Raw genomic sequence first — 18,091 nt, 5'->3', positions numbered from 1 at the left:
TAAAACCTTTTAGTTAAGTTTACTGAACAGTTTCTTTAGGCGCTGTAATTCATTTACTCAAAGTTCATTCTAACCAAAATGAAAGTTACCATTAAGACAATATTGGGCATCGGAATTCTGCTGTTCATTTTTCAAGCCGCTGTTGCGGATGACATTACCATTAAGATTACTAAAAAATACCTCAATCTCCCGGTATCCCAAAAACAGGAGCGGGGAAATATGAAATTTGAACTGGGTGGTAAAACGGAAAGGGTTTTTAAAATCCGGTTATCCGGAGATGAACCAGAGTATTGGGTGTTTTGTGATGTGACTGCCTTAAAGGGTAAAACCATCAAAATCAGTTATGACGGAAAATCCTCCGGACTGCAAAAGATTTATCAGCATGATGAAATTGAAGGTCAGGAGCTCATTTATAAAGAGAAAAACCGGCCCCAGTTTCATTTTACTTCCAGGAGAGGGTGGATAAATGATCCGAACGGATTGATCTTTTACGAAGGAGAGTATCACCTCTTTTATCAACATAACCCTTACGAACGGGAGTGGGAAAATATGTCATGGGGGCATGCAGTAAGCAAAGATATGATCCATTGGCAGGAGCTGCCTGTGGCACTTCTTCCGGATGAACTGGGAACCATGTTTTCCGGATCAGCGGTGATCGATTACACCAACACAGCGGGTTTTAATAAAGGAAGTACACCAGCCATGGTTGCCGCTTACACGGCTAATACAGCCGATAAACAAACACAATGTATCGCTTATAGTTTGGATAAGGGACGTACCTGGGCTAAATACAGCAAGAACCCGGTAATTGATTCGAAAGCAAAATGGAATAGTGTAGATACCAGAGATCCAAGGGTGTTTTGGTACAAGCCAGGAAATCATTGGGTTATGGTGCTCAATGAAAGGGATGGGCATTCTATTTATACTTCTAAAAATTTACTCGACTGGACTTACGAAAGCCATACTACAGGTTTTTGGGAGTGCCCGGATTTATTCGAATTACCCATTGATGGCGATAAAACTAAAACCAAGTGGGTAATGTACGGCGCATCCAATACCTATATGCTGGGTTCGTTTGATGGGAAGAAATTTATGCCCGAAACCGGCAAATATTACTATGTAACAGGGACCATTTATGCCGCACAAACTTTCAGTAATATTCCAGAATCGGATGGAAGAAGAATTCAATTGGGTTGGGGTAGAATTAGCCATGAAGGCATGCCTTTCAACGGGATGATGTTATTGCCAACAGAACTTAAGCTTAAAACGACAAAAGATGGTGTAAGACTGTTTAGCGAACCAATCAAAGAAGCTGAACAGTTATTTAGTACCGAAAACAAATGGGAGAATTTAACTGAAGCAGCTGCAAATGAAAAGCTGAAAACATACCAGGGAAGCGATAAACTGCGCATCAAAACCAGGATTAAATTATCTCATGCCACCAGTGCAGGGCTGAGTCTTAACGGCCAGCGGATATTGGATTATGATATGAACTTTAACCTGGTAAACGGTGTGTTTTATTCCCCTCAGGATATGGCGAGCATGGAAATTTCTGCTGATATTTATATAGACAGAACTTCTGTAGAAGTGTTTATTGATGGCGGCGCTTATTCTTATTCTATCCAGCGAAAATTAGATGCCAATAACAAGGAAGGACTTCGTTTTTGGGGAACCAACATAACAGTGAAGGATTTAGAGGTGTTTTCGGTGAAATCAATCTGGTAAATTATTTAAAGTATGTAAGATGTGTTGATGTAAGATGGACTTCGTGGCATCTTGGCAAATCCATCTTCCATTTTTCCCTCTTACATTAATTGAGATAGATGTGATGTGAGATGGACTTCATGGCATTTTGGCTAATCCATCTTCCATTTTTCCCTTTTACATTAATTGAGATAGATGTAGAGATGTAAGATGTACTTGGTGGCACTATCATTAGCCCCTCTTCCATTATCTTTTATTCTCATATGGGTTTGGTGGTATCTAAGTCTTTTTAATTAATTTTGAATTTCCCAATCATCCATCAAATTCAATATTTTGTATTCTCAGATTAACCATAGTGTTTTAAGTAAGATCTCGTTTAAAGAGGACGAGTTACTGGTTTTTAATCAACTGCTCAAGTTTAAAACTGTGCCAAAGAAAACCTATATGCTCAGGGCAGGGGAAATCTGTCATTTTGAAGCCTTTGTAAATAAGGGTTGCTTAAGGAAATATTACATTAATGAGCAGGGGCAGGAAGTAATTATTCAGTTTGCGATCGAAAATAACTGGATCAGTGACATACCCAGTTTCTCTACACAACAACCAGGAAATATTTTCATTGAAACGCTTGAGGATTGTGAGCTGCTTTACCTCAGTCCCCAAAGTAAAGAGGAGCTTCTAAATGCAGTGCCCAGATTTGAACGTTTTTATCGCATTTTGGTCGAACGTTATCTTAATGTATTGCAAAACAGGTTGTACTTCAGTATTTCGAAAACGGCACACGAAAAGTATCTCGATTTCTTAGCCCATTATCCTACTATCCCTCAGCGCGTACCTCAGCATTATATCGCATCCTATCTGGGCATGTCAGCCGAGTTTTTGAGCAAAGTACGTACACGAATGGCCAAAGAAAAATAACAGGACTCCGAATATGTTAGAGCCCTGTTGATCAAAACGAAAAATTATAAGGTAATGAAAATGCTGGATCTCAGACTGGACTGAATATTTTTTGTTCTATGACCCTTTCCCCAGGTATCTTCTACCAGCAGGATTTGTCCTCCGGTAAAGCTTCTTTTTTCTCCGGCAGAGGTTTCAATCTCGATTATTCCATCCAGTAAAACGATGTATTGTTTCTGCGGCGCATGATGGAAATCAAAATCATAATCAGGTTTTACCTTCCTGAAGATAATACTCTTGGTATTTTCTGCCTCAGAAAGGAATCCGATTTCCCCATTGGGCAATAAAGGGATGGTCAGGTCTTCAAAATGACTTTCGCCATTTTCATCCGCATAGATTCGGGTCAATTGAAAAGTTTCCATTATTTAAAATTTTGGTTGAACCACCCCACTGCAAGCTCTATATCTTCTTGTGTAAGGCCATGGCTGGTATTGATTTGGTGCAATGTGGCGTTAAAACCTCCATTATTCAATGCCTCCTGATAACCTTTTACTGATGCAATGGCTACTGTATGATCTGATTTTCCCGAGCTCATAAAAACCGGTATACCTTTCTCATTCTTAACTGCAGGCATTACCTGGTAGGGTTGCATCGGTCTGAACAGTATGGCTCCACTCCATAAATCAGGATGGGTAACCAATACAGAACCGGCAATATTTGCTCCGTTAGAATAGCCTAAGGCAATAATTTTGTTAGGGTCGAAACCTTCTTTGGTTGCCAGCACTCCCAGGAAGTGAATTAGCTCTTCTGTACGGAATTGCAAATCTTTTTCATCAAATACGCCCATGCCCAAGCGCTTGAAAAATCTGGGCATACCATGCTCGCTTACATTTCCCCTTACCGAAAGTACATTGAACCGATTGCCGAAATAATCGGCAATCGGTAAGAGGTCTTGTTCATTGCCACCCGTTCCATGCAAAAGGAGTAGGGTATTTGCACCTTCAATTCCTGAAGGTTTATAGATGTATTTTAAGGGTTGATATTCCATGGTATTAGTTGTCTAAATCAACAAGTGTTTCAACTATTTCTGCTCTTCTGCTTTCGTATTGAGCAGGTAGTTTAAGGTTTTTGCCTAATTCTGCTAATGGCTCATCTACAGTAAAGCCAGGATTTTCGGTAGCAATTTCAAATAATACACCTCCTGGTTCTCTGAAGTAAAGTGAATGGAAATAATTCCTGTCGATTTGTGGGGTAATGTTAAGTCCTAGTTTTACAATTTTATCTCTATACTCCATTAAAGCTTCGTCATCTTTTACCCTAAAAGCTACGTGATGCACTGTTCCATTGGCATTGAAGCCTCTTTTTTCGCTTTCGATCTCTACTAAGTCAACAATTGCAGCTTCATTAACCGCGTCAGTAATATAGCGTGATCTGTTGGCTTCTTTTGTTAGTAACCTGTATCCAAATACTTCAGTTAGTATAAAAGCTGTAGCTTCAATATTTTTTAAGGTCAGGGTAATATGGTGAAAACCCCTTGTAGCAACCGCTGTATTTACTTCTGCAGTTTCCCAGGGTTTACGGGTATCATTCTTAACTTCTGTTAATTCTAGTTTCAAACCATCTGGGTCAAGAAATGTTAAGTATTTTTCGCCAAATTTAACCGCAGGCTTATTATAAGTAACATTGTATTTCTCGAAACGTTCTATCCAAAAATCTAAACTGTTTTCCGGAACGCTGTAGCCGATTTCTGTAGCCATTCCAGAACCTTTACGTCCTTGTTGGATTTCATCTCCCCATGGGAAAAAAGTTAAAATGGTTCCGGCACTTCCTTGTTCATCACCAAAGTAAAAATGATAAGTGTGTGGATCATCAAAATTGACTGTTTTTTTGATGAATCTTAAACCTAAAACTTTGGTATAAAAGTCGAAGTTACGTTTTGCGTTTCCTGCTATGGCAGTGATGTGGTGGATACCTAAAATTTGATTTTTCATTTTCTTTTTCGTTTTTGATAATTCAAAGTTATGGCGAACAAAATCCCTGGACATTGAACTAGTTCAAGAAATGAAAAACATTGATAGAGGATGTTAAACTTAACTGCCCTTACACCATTTTAAAGTTAATTTGGTTTTTGTTGATGAATACCTTTACTTTATACCTATAAATCAACTCATTCCTGTAGTTATAGTATAAATACAGACTTTTTTTGCCCCATCCCATTTAACAGTTTAGTTTACGTTGTGCCATAAAGGCGATGGCTTTTCTTGCTGTGCATACAACGTTTTGACCATTTCGGATGGCCTGAACAGCGTGTGCTTTAATGCGTTTGTTTTTGTCCGTTCGGCAGAACGATGAAACATGACTAAAAACCAAACGCTCTTTTTCTCCCTTCCACTCAAGTTTTTCCTATTTCTTTTTTGTTTGTTCTCTGCAGCGCAGGCACAGATTTATCCCGTCCAGGTAACACCGGTACTGGTTCCGCCGTACCCTTTGCATATCAACGAATACTATGGGGGTGCAACCGAGCGGCTTGCGGTAATACTAACCAATACCGACCTGCAAAAGCCGGTGCTGAACGTGCGGCTGCGGATGTACATTGAGGGCCAGAGCCTAAAGCTTAAGAGCCGTGAGGGAGGTTACTATCCCAGCATCAGCCTTGATGCCGGGATTGCCCAAAGGATTTCACTGGCTGATCTTAGCCCTTATTTTCAGGCCGGTAACCTTGATTTTTCAGGTCTTTCGCGCACAGCTTATGAACGGGAGGGGCGGTTACCCGAAGGGATGTATACTTTCTGCTTCGAGGTTGTTGAGGCCAATACCGGGCAGCTGCTTAGCCGCAAGAGCTGTGCGATGGCTTACCTGGCCCTGAATGATCCGCCGCTGCTCAACCTGCCGGCTAAAGGCGAGCGGATAGCAGCGCGGGAAGTGCAGAATGTTGTTTTCCAGTGGACACCCCGGAACATGGGAAGCCCTGCCGCGGCATTCCATACCCGGTATGAGTTTACGCTCAAAGAGCTTTGGGACAGGGGGATGGCCCCTTAAGCGGGGTTTGAGAGCAGTAAGGCGTTATACCAGGGTACTGTAAACAGCACCACACTCTTGTTAGGCCCTGCAGAACCCCAGCTGATCCCCGGGAAGCGTTATGCCTGGCGGGTGCGGGCCATCTCAACTTCGTCAACAGGGGATCAAACCGATAACTATCGCAACCATGGGTGGAGCGAAATCTATTGGTTCGATTACCAGGACGACTGCCAACCACCTTCTGCTATCCAGGCGAGTATTACCGGTACACAGGCAACCGTGAAATGGGAATCTCCCCCGGGTACCAGACCTGCCGGTGGCTATACGCTGCAATACCGGGAGCAGGCTTTAAGCGGGGGCAACTGGTACAGTATCAACACGCTGGAAACGGGTACAACCCTGAATGGCCTAAAACCGGGGCTGGTTTACGAATACCGTATCGGATCGGTTTGTACAACAGGGGGCTTTAGCGCAGGGACCGACAATGGCACTTACTCGCCTGTTCTTACGCTGGAAACGGCTGCAAATGCTACAGATGCGGTAACCACAAACTGTGGGATGATTGCTGCAGAGATCAGCATCAGCAATAAAAACCCCATTTCCTCCCTCGCAGCCGGCGAACTGTTTACCGCGGGGAAATTCCCGGTGCGGATAACCAGGGTATCGGGTAGCAGGAGCTTTAGCGGAGAAGGCTATTTGACCATCCCGATGCTGGGGCAGGTTAATGTAAAGGTGCGGTTTAAGGGGATTGGGATCAACACCGACAGGCAGCTTTATGATGGGGTAGTTGAAACGAGCTATGAAGAGGGAGAGCTGCAGGTTGCAGATGTGGCGGGGGTTTATGAAGACCTGAAGGAACTGGTGGGGAGTATTGTTGACCTGGTTAAAAAACGTACAGATTACCTGGAACATTATTCGGGCAGTGCCAGCGATAAAAAAGCGGCATTGGAACGGGAGCAGGAAGAGAACAAAGCCTACGATGCACTGGCCGAAAGTCCATACCTCAGCGAGGAAGAAAAAAAGGAACTCAGAGCTGAACAGTCGGAGAAATCGGCAGGTTATAATGGCCTTGCGGGCGATAAGGATTGTAACGGGAATACGGTAACGCCGAAGAAGGGGCCGGATGGAGGCTTTGGGGATATGGACTGCTATACCCAAAAGGTAGCGGGGGCTACGAAGCTAAAAAGCTATGCCGAAAAGGCACAGGCACGGGAGCGGCAGGCGAATGAAAAAGAACAACGCGAGCTGGCCAGTTCCTGGGTCATTAATATTGACCGCAAGCCAACAGAAAAAGAAAATATTGCGGCCTTTGCCACGCCAAATGGTGTGGCCATCTACCTCGACCGGGAGCAGGTAAGCCGGTATACCGCCCACAGGGTAACGGGAGCACTGCTAGGCTTTCAACTTCGGAGCGGGGAGGCCTACGCTTATGACGGAGCTTCAAAAACTTACAAAAGCCTTAGCGGGGAAGCATTTAAAGCTGTTCGGGAGCCTGAAAAGGGCGAAGTTGAGGTGCTGTTGTTTGAGAAGCTGGGCTGTGAAGTAAAGTTATACGCGGTTAATATAGGCAACACCAATAGCCAGCTAGGCCTACCCGATCGTTCGGGGGGAAAGCTGAAAGAATATTTCAGTGTAGGCTGTCTGGAAGGTTTTTTTAAAGAACAGGGTGCCGCATATGTTTCCCGGCTGGAGAAGCTGCTTAAAGTAATCGAATTCTTTAAGAAATGTGCGGCGGAGGATTGGGCACCTTACGAAGAGGGGATTGTTCCTTACTGCTTCTGGAAGAACTCCAATACCGACCCAACCTTTTACTACAGTACAGTGGATGTGCCTTTTAGGGCAGGGATGATCGATGGTGCCTATGGCCAGGTAAAGGGGCTGATGGATCTGAGTGAAAAGCTATCTGAGATTACCTATGCCTATACCATCGGTTTACTAGACTGTGATGGCCTGCTGGATAATGTGAAGGAGTATGGCGAGCTAATGGCAGAGATCAGAGAGCTGAGCAAGGAAGCCGCGATTGAAAAGCAGGTGCAAAAAGCCTTTGCCGAATTCAAGGCTCGTCGTTTGGAAAGCCATACCCGCGATTGCCTCAAAAACAAGAAGATCATTCAAGAGACCGAGGAAACGGTAAAGGTACTCTGGGAGATCATCGAAAACGAAGGAAAACTGAAAAAGGCCATCGCTTCTATCGGAGAAAGATTAAAGGAATATTTCAGCAAACTGGCCGATACCAATGAGCTGGCCCGGTACAAACAGGGCAAACTGGTAATAGATGTGGCCGCAATGTTCATTGGGGCAGGGGAGGCCAACGGGGCAAGGAAAATTGTTACTTTTGAGGAGTATCTGGTAAAGGCTGGAAAGGCTGATGTAGAGGAAGTTGTAGCGGAGCTAGGGGAGAGGACGAAGAAGGTTGAGGGAAAAGGGGTGATAATCGAAGCTCTTAAGACTGAGATATTCAAAACACTTCCTAAATCTTATGCAGATGAATTAATAACAGAATTAGGTACAAATTTTAGACTAAAGGTTGCGCTAGAATCTAATGAAGTAACTATAGATGCATGGAAACGAATAGCTGAAAGTATTCCTGATTTCAAAAGCCAAAATAGCTATGTTGATGCATTGAAAAAACTGACTCAATATCAAGCAGGACTAGGAGGAAGTGGAACTGTAAAATATTATAGGGTGCAAGGAGGGCAAGGAGCAACAGCAGGACAAATTAGTAAGGAATTATTAACTCTTGAATCTAATGGTAATTTGACGTTCAATAACACCGCATCGGATTTAAATATTAGTACAAATAATAAATATCATGCTGATTATTTTGTAAGAAACAAAAGATCAGGCGGTGAAATTATTGAATTCGAGGTGCCGAAATGGTTAGATGATCAAATTAAAGTTTCAGCTGTTACTCAATACAAAGCACCAAGTAATTTAAAGAATTTGACTGGTGATGCGCCTAAAATAGTGGATTTTATGCAGCCTGGAAATCCATTTGAACTGCCATCAAAATGGCATAAGCTTATTGAACAGAATTACATTAAAGGCACTGCTAAAATTGTTAAATAATGATGTTAAGTTTAGAAAATAATAATTGGGTAACTAAAATTATTGCTTTTGGAAAAAGAGGAAATGATACAGGATATTATTTCAGCGATAAGGAATATTGGATAGTTGAGTGGTGGGATAGTTATGGCGAGATCAAAGACGTGTCACAAGTAAGTTTAGAGGAACAGTATTATAACTTTATTCAAAGGTTTAGAATAGACATTAACGAATTGAAAAGAGCGTATAAATTGCTTGAAGAAAAAGGTTTAATTTATGATATTAAATGCAATATTCCTTGTGTATATGTAGATTTTGATAATGAGTTATTCCTTTCTACTTATTATGAACAAGCGTTAGAAGATAAAATGATAGGAAACTGGCGAGGAAAATATGAACCGTTTTTACATTTGATTCCTGAAGAATCTCATTATTGGGTTATTGATGGTATCGACTATTCTAAAGAAAGCAATGAATAACTTTACTTACCTCTTCAAGTAGTGAGTATAAATTTTCAAGATAGAATTTTGATTACACGAATAATCAAAACAAGAGAGCATAATACTCTAAAAAAGAAAGCCAGCGGGATATTATCCTGCTAGCTTTCTTTAAGTATTAAAATGCCAGTAATTTCTATCAAATGCTGATATTATGCCGTTTGTTTCAGGGGAAGGCTCTCTTGGGCAACAATTACCTCAAAGCCGCCATACATGGCCATTTCTGCCGTATGGTTTACCGTTAACTGCAACTTCATTTTTTCAATTAATTCTTTAGCAAAATTAATGCTGCGGTACAGATCCCGGCTTCCTCTGATCTCTATTCCTTTGGCTAACAACTTAAACTTATTAGGTTCGAACTTCTCTATGAATTGCTGAAGATCTGTGCTGATTTTAGTCTCTGTTTTATGCATAATCTAAATTTTTAGTTCAAGCATAAAAACCTGAGACCTTTAAAATGTTTGAAATAAAATATTAACAAATACGTCCTTTTAAACATTGTTGTGGGTAAATGACTGTTTATGAGGTGAGAACGCTTTTGTTTTTTATTACTCCAATTTCATCCGTCAACCAGACTGAAGACTAAAGACTGTCGACTCAGGACTAACCAACGGTCTTCATTATAACTTCATAAAACTGTATTTATTTCGTGTCAGTATTGAATCAATGGGTAACCTTAATTTATTGAAACTAGGAGTTTAGATATTAATCAAACACCGAAATCGGTAATTGGTTGCCCACAACCAGGAAAATTAGTAAGAAAATAAATCAGATTAAACTATTCAAAAAAAGATGAAGAGAAATGTCATATGCTTAGGCTTGTGTGCTTTGCTTTACGTAACAGGTTGTACCGCTAAAAAAGAAGAAAAAGAAGAGGTTGTAACCTATGCCGTTACCAGTCCATTAAAAATCGATACCTCCTTTACCAAAGAGTATGTTTCGCAAATTCGGTCAGTAAGAAACATTGAAGTTCGCGCTCAGGAAAAGGGTTATCTCCAAAACATTTATGTAGATGAGGGCCAGCATGTGCATGCGGGTCAATTGTTATTTCGCATTATGCCTACCATGTTACAGGCAGAATTGTTAAAAGCACAGGCAGAAACCAAAGCCGCAGAAATAGAACTTCAGAATACGAAGTTGTTAACCGATAAAAATGTAGTTTCTAAAAATGAACTGGCAATGGCGAAGGCAAAATTGCAACAGGCCAATGCAGAAACATCCTTAGCAAAACTTCACTTATCATTTACTGAAATCAGGGCACCATTTGATGGTACAATTGATCGGATCCCGCTCAAGTTAGGAAGTTTAGTTGATGAGGGCGCTTTATTAACCAGTCTATCTGATAACAGTCAGGTGTTTGCTTACTTCAATGTGTCTGAACCTGAATACCTAAATTATCAAAGTTCTGCTAAAATTAAAGGACAGCAAGAAGTTGGCTTATTATTGGCGAATAATGAATTGCTGAAATCGAAAGGTAAAGTGGAAGTAATTGAAAGTGAGTTTGATAATGAAACCGGAAACATTGCATTCCGGGCAAGATTTACCAATCCAAATAACCTGCTAAGAAATGGTGAAACGGGAAAAATACAGATGGTTGTTCCACTTAAGCAAGCTTTAGTTATTCCACAAAAAGCCACTTATGATATCCAGGATAAAACCTATGTTTTTGTGGTAGATAAAAACAATGTTGTCCATTCTAAAGCCATTAACATTGCCGGTGAGTTGCCTGATCTTTATGTGCTGGGTGATGGCTTGGATACCAGAGATAAAATCTTGCTGGAAGGTGTTCAGAAAGTTAAAGATGATGATAAGATCACTTTTAAATTCCAACAGCCTCAGGAAGTAATCAAACAATTAGGACTAAAAACCGAATAACCTAACCCCCATACTTATTTTATGTTTGGCAAGTTCATACAAAGGCCCGTCCTTTCTATAGTCATATCACTTATTATTGTGTTTCTGGGTGCGCTGGCCATCACCTATCTGCCCGTAACACAATTCCCTTCCATTTCTCCGCCAAAGGTTAATATCACGGCAGAGTATCCGGGAGCAAATAACGAATTATTAATTAAATCAGTAGTAATCCCATTAGAACGGGCACTTAACGGTGTTCCGGGGATGAAATACATTGCTTCAGACGCAGGTAATGATGGTGAAGCCACTATTCAGGTGGTATTTAATTTGGGTACCGACCCCAACCAGGCTTCCCTGAACGTACAGAACCGCGTAGCTGCGGTGACCAACAAACTCCCGCCTTTAGTGGTGCGTGAAGGGGTGAAAATCAGTCGTGAGGAATCCAACATGCTGATGTACATTAACTTGTATAGCAAGGATCCGAAGATGAATGAAAATTTCCTGTACAATTATGCCGATATCAATTTACTTTCAGAATTGAAAAGGATTGATGGAGTAGGTTTTGCAGATATTTTGGGTAACCGGGAGTATGCCATGCGTATTTGGTTAAAGCCCGATCGTATGCAGGCCTATAAAATCTCTGCCGATGAAGTGATGAAAGCGCTTGACGAGCAAAGTTTAGAAGCCTCTCCAGGTAAAACAGGAGAAAGTTCTGGTAAACGTTCGCAAGCTTTTGAGTATGTGTTAAAATATCCCGGCAGGTACAGCACTAAGGAAGGGTATCAAAATATTGTATTGAGAGCCAGTAAAGATGGCGAGTTGTTGCGTTTGAAGGATGTTGCCGATATTGAATTTGGAAGTTCGATGTACGATTTGTACTCGAATTTGAACGGACGTTCTTCTGCGGCTATCGTGTTAAAGCAATCTTATGGTAGTAATGCCAGTCAGGTAATTAAGGATGTAAAGGCGAAAATGGCTGAGATTAAAGAAAATTCTTTCCCTAAAGGATTGGATTATGAAATCAGTTATGATGTTTCTAAATTCTTAGATGCTTCGATCGAAAAAGTGGTTCACACATTAGTGGAGGCCTTTATTTTAGTAGGTTTAGTGGTGTTTTTATTCCTGGGCGATTGGCGATCAACGCTAATTCCCGCCATTGCGGTACCCGTATCGCTTATCGGAACTTTTGTATTTATGCAGTTCTTCGGGATAACGCTCAACTTAATCACACTATTTGCATTGGTGCTGGCCATTGGGGTAGTAGTGGATGATGCGATTGTGGTAATTGAGGCGGTTCATGCCAAAATGGAGCATAACAGCAAGCTATCTCCATTAAAGGCCACACAAGAAGCGATGAAGGAAATTAGCGGGGCTATTATCGCCATTACTTTCTTAATGGCTTCGGTATTTATCCCGGTAACTTTTATGTCGGGGCCGGTAGGGATTTTCTACAGACAGTTTTCCATTACTATGGCCACAGCCATTATCCTTTCGGGTATTGTAGCGCTTACGCTTACGCCAGCCCTGTGTGCCATTATGCTTAAAAACCATCATGGTAAGCCTAAAAAGAAAACTATCATCGATAAATTCTTAGATGGCTTTAATAACTGGTTTGGCCGGCTTACTGGTCGTTACATGAAGGTGTTAGATAAAGTGGTGAGCCGCAGGTTACTTACTTTCGGGGTATTAGCTGGATTTTGTTTTGGTGTTTACCTATTAAATGGCAGTGTACCTTCGGGTTTTATCCCCAATGAGGATCAGGGAATGGTGTATGCCATTATTCAAACCCCTCCGGGATCTACCTTAGAGCGTACCAATCAGGTAGCAGAGAAACTTCAAAAAATATCAGAAGATATTGAAGGTGTAAAATCAGTTTCTTCTTTAGCAGGATACGAGATCCTGACGGAAGGAACGGGTGCCAACTCCGGAACTTGTTTAATCAACCTGAAGGAGTGGCATGAGCGTAAAAATTCAGCTCAGGATGTGATCAGAGAGCTGGAAGAGAAATCGAAATCCATACCAGGTGCAACTATTGAGTTTTTTGGTCCACCGGCAGTACCCGGATACGGTGCCGCAGGCGGTTTCGAATTGCGTTTGCTGGATAAAGCGGGTAGCGGCGATTATAAAAAGATGGAAACAGTAAGTAAGGATTTTGTTCGCGAGTTGAACAAAAGACCAGAGCTGGCTTCTGTTTTCACCTTCTATAGTGCCAGTTTCCCTCAGTATATGTTGCGTATAGATAACGACATTGCGCAACAAAAGGGCGTAACCATTGATAATGCGATGAATACGCTTTCCACCTTTGTAGGAAGTAATTATGAAACGAGTTTCATCAAGTACGATCGCCAGTATAAGGTTATGGTGCAGGCTTTGCCACAATACAGGGCATTACCACAAGATATATTGAAGCTTTCGGTAAAGAACGATCGCGATGAAATGGTGCCATTTTCGGCCTTTATGCGCATGGAAAAAGTATATGGTCTATCAGAGATTACCAGACATAATATGTACAATGCATCCGAAATTAGCGGACAATCTGCACCAGGTTACAGTTCTGGCGAAGCCATCAAGGCGATTAATGAAGTGGCTAAGAAAACCCTTCCAAGAGGATTTGGGATCGACTGGGCGGGTATTTCTAAGGATGAGGTATCGAGAGGAAATGAAGCCATTTATATCTTCTTAATTTGTTTGGGATTCGTTTATCTGGTACTTGCAGCACAATACGAGAGCTTTATTTTGCCTTTGGCAGTTATCCTTTCTTTACCCGCAGGTATTTTCGGGGCCTTTTTGTTCTTAAAATTACTGGGCTTAGAAAATAACATTTATGCACAGGTAGCGATGGTGATGTTGATTGGTTTGCTGGGTAAAAATGCGGTATTAATTGTAGAATTTGCCGTGCAGCGCCATAGTCAGGGAATTTCAGTGCTTAAATCGGCATTGGAAGGTGCTTCAGTGCGTTTTCGTCCAATTTTAATGACCTCTTTTGCCTTTATTGCAGGTTTAATTCCATTAATGATTGCAACAGGACCGGGTAAAATTGGTAACAGAACTATTGGTTCTGCCGCTGCGGGCGGGATGCTTTTTGGTACTTTATTCGGGGTGGTTATCATTCCTGGGTTATACTACATCTTCGGTAGAATTGCCGAAAAGCACAAACTGATTAAGATTGAAGAAGAGCATCCATTAACTGAAGAAATAGAACACAATGTTTAAAAATAGCATCTATAAAAGCGTTGGCCTGGTTTTAATATGCGCTGCATATACGGCTTGTAAACTGCCGGAGGTTGCACAACGGAATGAAAATAAAAATGTACCTGCGAGTTTTAGTCATTCACAGGACAGCTTGAACAGTGCCAGTATTCAATGGCGCAAGTTCTTTACCGATCCACATTTGATTGATCTGATTGATACTGCACTGAAAAATAACCAGGAGCTTAATATTACTTTACAGGATATAGAAATTGCAAAAAGTGAGATCAGGGCTAAAAAAGGCGAACTGTTGCCGAGCGTAAACTACCGTGTAGGAGCGGGGATAGAGAAAGTAGGGCGCTATACCAGTCAGGGTGCCGGTGATGCCTCTACCGATATTGAACCAGGCAGAGAAGTGCCAGATCCGCTACCGGATTATGCTTTTGGGTTACAGGCGAATTGGGAGGCCGATATCTGGCATAAACTCCGCAATGCAAAAAAAGCTGCAGTAAGCCATTATCTTTCTACTGTTGAAGGTAAAAACTTTGTAGTGACCAATTTGGTTGCCGAAGTGGCTAATTCTTATTATGAATTGCTGGCGCTGGATAACCAGCTGGATATTGTAAAAAAGAATATTGCCTTACAGAGCAATGCCCTTGAGTTAATGAAGATTCAGAAAGAGGCTACACGGGTTACTGAGTTAGCTGTTCGTAAATTTCAGGCAGAGGTTTTAAGTTCTAAGAGCCTGGAGTTCGATATTGAACAGAAAATAACTGAGTCGGAGAATAAGATTAACTTTTTATTAGGCCGGTATCCGCAGGCAATTGTAAGAGATAAAGGCAGTTTCACCGATCTTGTTCCTCCAACAATACAGGAAGGGATTCCTTCGCAACTATTGGCTAATCGCCCGGATATTAAACAAGCTGAATTTGAGCTGGCCGCTGCCAAGTTGGATGTGAAAGTGGCGAAGGCTCAATTTTATCCATCATTGGGCATCTCTGCAGGAATAGGTTATCAGGCATTTAATCCGAGCTATTTGCTTCGTACTCCAGAATCTTTATTGTACTCTTTAGCAGGGGATTTGGCTGGACCGCTGATTAATAAAAATGCCATTAAAGCAGAATACATCTCGGCCAATGCCAAACAATTACAGGCTGTTTACGAATATGAAAAGAGCATTTTGAATGGCTATATAGAAGTAGCCAATCAACTTTCCAGTATTGGTAACCTGCAGAAAAGTTATGATCTTAAAGCTAAACAGGTGAAAGCTTTAACCGAGTCAATTGATATTTCCAATGATTTGTTTAAATCTGCCAGGGCCGATTACTTTGAAGTGCTGATGACCCAGCGTGATGCTTTACAATCTAAATTAGAGTTGATAGAAACTAAAAAACAGCAGCTTAATGCAGTGGTTAATATCTACCATGCTTTGGGTGGTGGCTGGAACTAATTTTTTGGTTAGGTTGGTTCAGGGGATGTCGATTCAATTCGCCATCCCTTTTTTATGCTCCTATTTATGGAATGCGTTCTAATACTATTTTATAAAGTTTTTCAATTCATCACTGGTAATGTATAGCGGCCTGAATGAAAGTTCATGAATGTTCTCTTTTAAAATTGCCCTTCAATCTCATGGCTTTTTCGGCTTTTGAGTTCAGCTAATCTACCGTTTGGTTAAAGTTTAGAAAATATTTAGGGGTCTAAAATACCATTCTCCGGGAAGCGATTATCGAATGAAGTAGTCTAAACCGATAGCTATTTTGGCCCTAATCTAATTCTAATACATCCGTAACAATAAAAATAAGCAATTTTAATTCCTTATTTAGACTAAATCTTGTTAATTTTAGCGCAGATTTTTATAAAACCTCTTATCACAATAACCCATAAATGAAAAAACTATTATTGGCCCTTACTGTACTGTGGTCCGTTTCGGCCCAGGCCCAAAAAAATACGCTGTTAGATCAGTCATTTTGGCAAGGAAAGGCAGATGTAAATGCAGTGAAAGCTGAAATTGAAAAGGGAGCCAATCCGGCTCAGCTAAATGGTATGAGTTTCGACCCCGTGGTAATGGCCATTAATGCCGAAGCACCAAACGAAACCATTAAATTTTTATTGGCCCAACCGGGGAATGTGGTTACAAAACCTACTCACGATGGCAGGATTTATCTGCACTGGGCTGCAAGTAGAGGCAACGAAGAAATTGTTGGTTACTTAATCTCTAAAGGTTCAAATATCTCTTTAAAAGATAGCCATGGCACAAGCCCGCTAATTTTTGCAGCCTCTGCGGGACAACCCAACACTAAAATTTATGACTTGTTTTTGGCTAAAGGTGCCAATTTAAAAACAGATTTAAATGGAAATGGGGCAAATGCCTTACTACTTGCTATTGGAAATGATAAGGAGCTTAAGCTAACTGATTATTTTATTTCTAAAGGGCTTGACCTGAAAAGTACCGATGCAACAGGTACAAATGCTTTTGGCTATGCGGCAAGGGCAGGAAATATTGATGTGCTAAAAGCATTACTTCAAAAAGGGGTTTCCGTAGATAAAAATGCCTTGATTTCGGCTAGTGAAGGTGGTCGCAGAGGAAGTGCGCCAGTAGAGGTATTTACTTATTTAGAAGGCTTAAAGGTTGACCCTAAAGCTGTTAATAAAGAGGGTAGAAACGTACTGCATGCTTTAGTACGCAGACCCAATCAAAACGAAATTATCACTCATTTTCTTGCTTCGGGTGTAGATGTTAATCAAGCTGATAATGATGGGAATACGCCTTTCATGAATGCAGCTGCAACAAACAGAGACACCGCATTATTGGCTTTATTATTACCTAAAGTTAAAAATATCAATCAGGTAAATGGAAAAGGACTAACCCCCTTAGCTATGGCGGTAAATAGCAATTCTTCTGCGGTAGTGAATTACTTAATTGCTAAAGGAGCAGATGTGAATAGTGTAGATCGCGATGGAAATAACATAGGCTATTACTTAATCCAGTCGTTTGGTGGTGGAGAAGGTGGTCGTGGTGGTTTCAATCAAAATGCCCCTTCTAAAGCGGTAGAGTTTGGAAATAAATGGAATTTATTAAAGGCAAAAGGACTTAATTTATCGGCTCCTCAACCCAATGGAAATACATTGTACCACTTAGCTGTAACTAAGGGAGAGCTTAGTTTAATTAAAGACCTTCAGCCTTTGCAAATTGATGTAAATGCTAAAAATAAAGAAGGAATTACCGCTTTGCATAAGGCAGCCATGGTAGCTAAGGATGATGCCATTATGAAGTATCTGTTGTCAATCGGGGCAAAAAAGGACATTAAAACCGGTTTTGATGAAAGTGCTTTTGATTTAGCCAGTGAAAATGAAACGTTGAAAAAAGAAAATGTATCCCTTAGCTTCTTAAAATAATATGAACAATATCTTTAAAATAACATTAATGCTGATTGTATTGGCATTTTTTAAACCTGCTGATGCTCAAGCTCAGGAAACCGCTAAATACAAATGTATGATACAAATGACCAATTATATGGGCGAAGGTGCATACATTGTGATTTCGTTAATTGATGCTAAAGGACAATACAATAAAACACTTTATGTGTTAGGCGCTGATAAAAAATGGTACAATAGCTTAAAAGAATGGCATAAATACAATGCGAAGAAGCCCGCTAATATCAGTGCCATTACGGGTGCTTCACTAACCGGGGGTGATCGGGGCGTTTCGGTAATTGAGATTGAAAAATCTAAAATCAATGCCGGCTATAAATTACGCTTTGAAAGTGCCGTAGAGGATAAAGAATACCATGTAAAAGATCTGGAAGTACCTTTAACTACTGCAACACTTTCTGCAAAGAATGATGGCACAGGTTTTATCAGATATGTACGTTTTAGCCCTAACTAATATC

At 40.9% G+C, this 18,091-nt stretch carries 14 protein-coding genes; 10 read left to right on the top strand and 4 right to left on the bottom strand.

Annotated elements, in window-relative coordinates:
* Positions 1-78: 78 nt before the first annotated feature.
* Positions 79-1,725, top strand: a complete 1,647-nt coding sequence (locus tag BMX11_RS12215; protein WP_090884628.1) for a glycoside hydrolase family 32 protein — start codon at positions 79-81, stop codon at positions 1,723-1,725.
* 405 nt (positions 1,726-2,130) lie between these two features.
* Entirely contained in the window at positions 2,131-2,619 is a 489-nt protein-coding gene (locus tag BMX11_RS12210) for a Crp/Fnr family transcriptional regulator (protein ID WP_245738651.1), read from the top strand.
* 44 nt (positions 2,620-2,663) lie between these two features.
* On the opposite strand, the gene BMX11_RS12205 is transcribed toward BMX11_RS12210, so the two are convergent.
* Genes BMX11_RS12205 through BMX11_RS12195 form a run of 3 tightly spaced genes read right to left on the bottom strand, consistent with a single transcriptional unit; the run spans position 2,664 to position 4,589 of the window.
* The gene (locus tag BMX11_RS12205) at positions 2,664-3,020 is read right to left on the bottom strand and encodes a cupin domain-containing protein (protein ID WP_090884624.1); all 357 of its coding nucleotides are present in this window, start codon (positions 3,018-3,020) and stop codon (positions 2,664-2,666) included.
* On the bottom strand, positions 3,020-3,646 hold the full coding sequence (locus tag BMX11_RS12200) for an alpha/beta hydrolase (protein ID WP_090884622.1): 627 nt from the start codon (positions 3,644-3,646) through the stop codon (positions 3,020-3,022). The genes BMX11_RS12205 and BMX11_RS12200 overlap by 1 nt, the downstream gene beginning before the upstream one ends.
* A gap of 4 nt (positions 3,647-3,650) precedes the next feature.
* Positions 3,651-4,589 (bottom strand): ring-cleaving dioxygenase, encoded by a 939-nt coding sequence (locus tag BMX11_RS12195; RefSeq protein ID WP_090884753.1) that lies wholly within the window; start codon positions 4,587-4,589, stop codon positions 3,651-3,653.
* Positions 4,590-4,953: 364 nt separating this feature from the next.
* Here BMX11_RS12195 and BMX11_RS12190 point away from each other — a divergent pair, with 364 nt between their 5' ends.
* The 3 genes from BMX11_RS12190 to BMX11_RS12180 are packed head-to-tail and all read left to right on the top strand — an operon-like array spanning position 4,954 to position 9,140.
* Positions 4,954-5,637, top strand: coding sequence for a hypothetical protein (locus BMX11_RS12190; RefSeq protein WP_090884620.1), 684 nt, complete (start codon positions 4,954-4,956; stop codon positions 5,635-5,637).
* A gap of 57 nt (positions 5,638-5,694) precedes the next feature.
* Entirely contained in the window at positions 5,695-8,685 is a 2,991-nt protein-coding gene (locus BMX11_RS12185) for a fibronectin type III domain-containing protein (protein ID WP_090884617.1), read from the top strand.
* A complete protein-coding gene (locus tag BMX11_RS12180) occupies positions 8,685-9,140 on the top strand; it encodes a hypothetical protein (RefSeq protein ID WP_139180179.1) in 456 nt (151 codons plus the stop codon). Before BMX11_RS12185 ends, BMX11_RS12180 begins: the two co-directional genes overlap by 1 nt.
* 170 nt (positions 9,141-9,310) lie before the next feature.
* Here BMX11_RS12180 and BMX11_RS12175 read toward each other — a convergent pair whose 3' ends face one another.
* Positions 9,311-9,571 carry a hypothetical protein gene (locus BMX11_RS12175; RefSeq protein ID WP_090884613.1) on the bottom strand — a complete coding sequence of 87 codons (261 nt, stop codon included), beginning with the start codon at positions 9,569-9,571 and terminating at the stop codon, positions 9,311-9,313.
* 379 nt (positions 9,572-9,950) lie between these two features.
* Here BMX11_RS12175 and BMX11_RS12170 point away from each other — a divergent pair, with 379 nt between their 5' ends.
* From BMX11_RS12170 to BMX11_RS12150, 5 genes are all read left to right on the top strand, one after another.
* Positions 9,951-11,033 carry an efflux RND transporter periplasmic adaptor subunit gene (locus tag BMX11_RS12170; RefSeq protein WP_090884612.1) on the top strand — a complete coding sequence of 361 codons (1,083 nt, stop codon included), beginning with the start codon at positions 9,951-9,953 and terminating at the stop codon, positions 11,031-11,033.
* A gap of 21 nt (positions 11,034-11,054) precedes the next feature.
* On the top strand, positions 11,055-14,225 hold the full coding sequence (locus tag BMX11_RS12165; protein ID WP_090884610.1) for an efflux RND transporter permease subunit: 3,171 nt from the start codon (positions 11,055-11,057) through the stop codon (positions 14,223-14,225).
* Entirely contained in the window at positions 14,218-15,651 is a 1,434-nt protein-coding gene (locus BMX11_RS12160; protein WP_090884608.1) for a TolC family protein, read from the top strand. The genes BMX11_RS12165 and BMX11_RS12160 overlap by 8 nt, the downstream gene beginning before the upstream one ends.
* A 434-nt stretch (positions 15,652-16,085) precedes the next feature.
* Complete coding sequence (locus BMX11_RS12155; RefSeq protein ID WP_090884606.1) at positions 16,086-17,597, top strand: ankyrin repeat domain-containing protein; 1,512 nt, start codon at positions 16,086-16,088, stop codon at positions 17,595-17,597.
* A 1-nt stretch (position 17,598) separates the two neighbouring features.
* Positions 17,599-18,087 carry a DUF2271 domain-containing protein gene (locus BMX11_RS12150; protein WP_090884604.1) on the top strand — a complete coding sequence of 163 codons (489 nt, stop codon included), beginning with the start codon at positions 17,599-17,601 and terminating at the stop codon, positions 18,085-18,087.
* Positions 18,088-18,091 lie beyond the last annotated feature (4 nt).

It is taken from the genome of Pedobacter rhizosphaerae, assembly GCF_900111155.1.
GTDB classification, from domain to species: domain Bacteria; phylum Bacteroidota; class Bacteroidia; order Sphingobacteriales; family Sphingobacteriaceae; genus Pedobacter; species Pedobacter rhizosphaerae.
Note: the sequence above shows the minus strand (reverse complement) of the source record. Positions and strands in the feature narration are given on the sequence as shown.

Excerpts from the sequence above, each read along its gene's own strand:
- BMX11_RS12215 (WP_090884628.1), top strand. The coding sequence starts at position 79 with ATGAAAGTTACCATTAAGACAATATTGGGCATCGGAATTCTGCTGTTC.
- BMX11_RS12205 (WP_090884624.1), bottom strand. The coding sequence starts at position 3,020 with ATGGAAACTTTTCAATTGACCCGAATCTATGCGGATGAAAATGGCGAA.
- BMX11_RS12200 (WP_090884622.1), bottom strand. The coding sequence starts at position 3,646 with ATGGAATATCAACCCTTAAAATACATCTATAAACCTTCAGGAATTGAA.
- BMX11_RS12195 (WP_090884753.1), bottom strand. The coding sequence starts at position 4,589 with ATGAAAAATCAAATTTTAGGTATCCACCACATCACTGCCATAGCAGGA.
- BMX11_RS12190 (WP_090884620.1), top strand. The coding sequence starts at position 4,954 with ATGACTAAAAACCAAACGCTCTTTTTCTCCCTTCCACTCAAGTTTTTC.
- BMX11_RS12180 (WP_139180179.1), top strand. The coding sequence starts at position 8,685 with ATGATGTTAAGTTTAGAAAATAATAATTGGGTAACTAAAATTATTGCT.
- BMX11_RS12175 (WP_090884613.1), bottom strand. The coding sequence starts at position 9,571 with ATGCATAAAACAGAGACTAAAATCAGCACAGATCTTCAGCAATTCATA.
- BMX11_RS12170 (WP_090884612.1), top strand. The coding sequence starts at position 9,951 with ATGAAGAGAAATGTCATATGCTTAGGCTTGTGTGCTTTGCTTTACGTA.
- BMX11_RS12165 (WP_090884610.1), top strand. The coding sequence starts at position 11,055 with ATGTTTGGCAAGTTCATACAAAGGCCCGTCCTTTCTATAGTCATATCA.
- BMX11_RS12160 (WP_090884608.1), top strand. The coding sequence starts at position 14,218 with ATGTTTAAAAATAGCATCTATAAAAGCGTTGGCCTGGTTTTAATATGC.
- BMX11_RS12155 (WP_090884606.1), top strand. The coding sequence starts at position 16,086 with ATGAAAAAACTATTATTGGCCCTTACTGTACTGTGGTCCGTTTCGGCC.
- BMX11_RS12150 (WP_090884604.1), top strand. The coding sequence starts at position 17,599 with ATGAACAATATCTTTAAAATAACATTAATGCTGATTGTATTGGCATTT.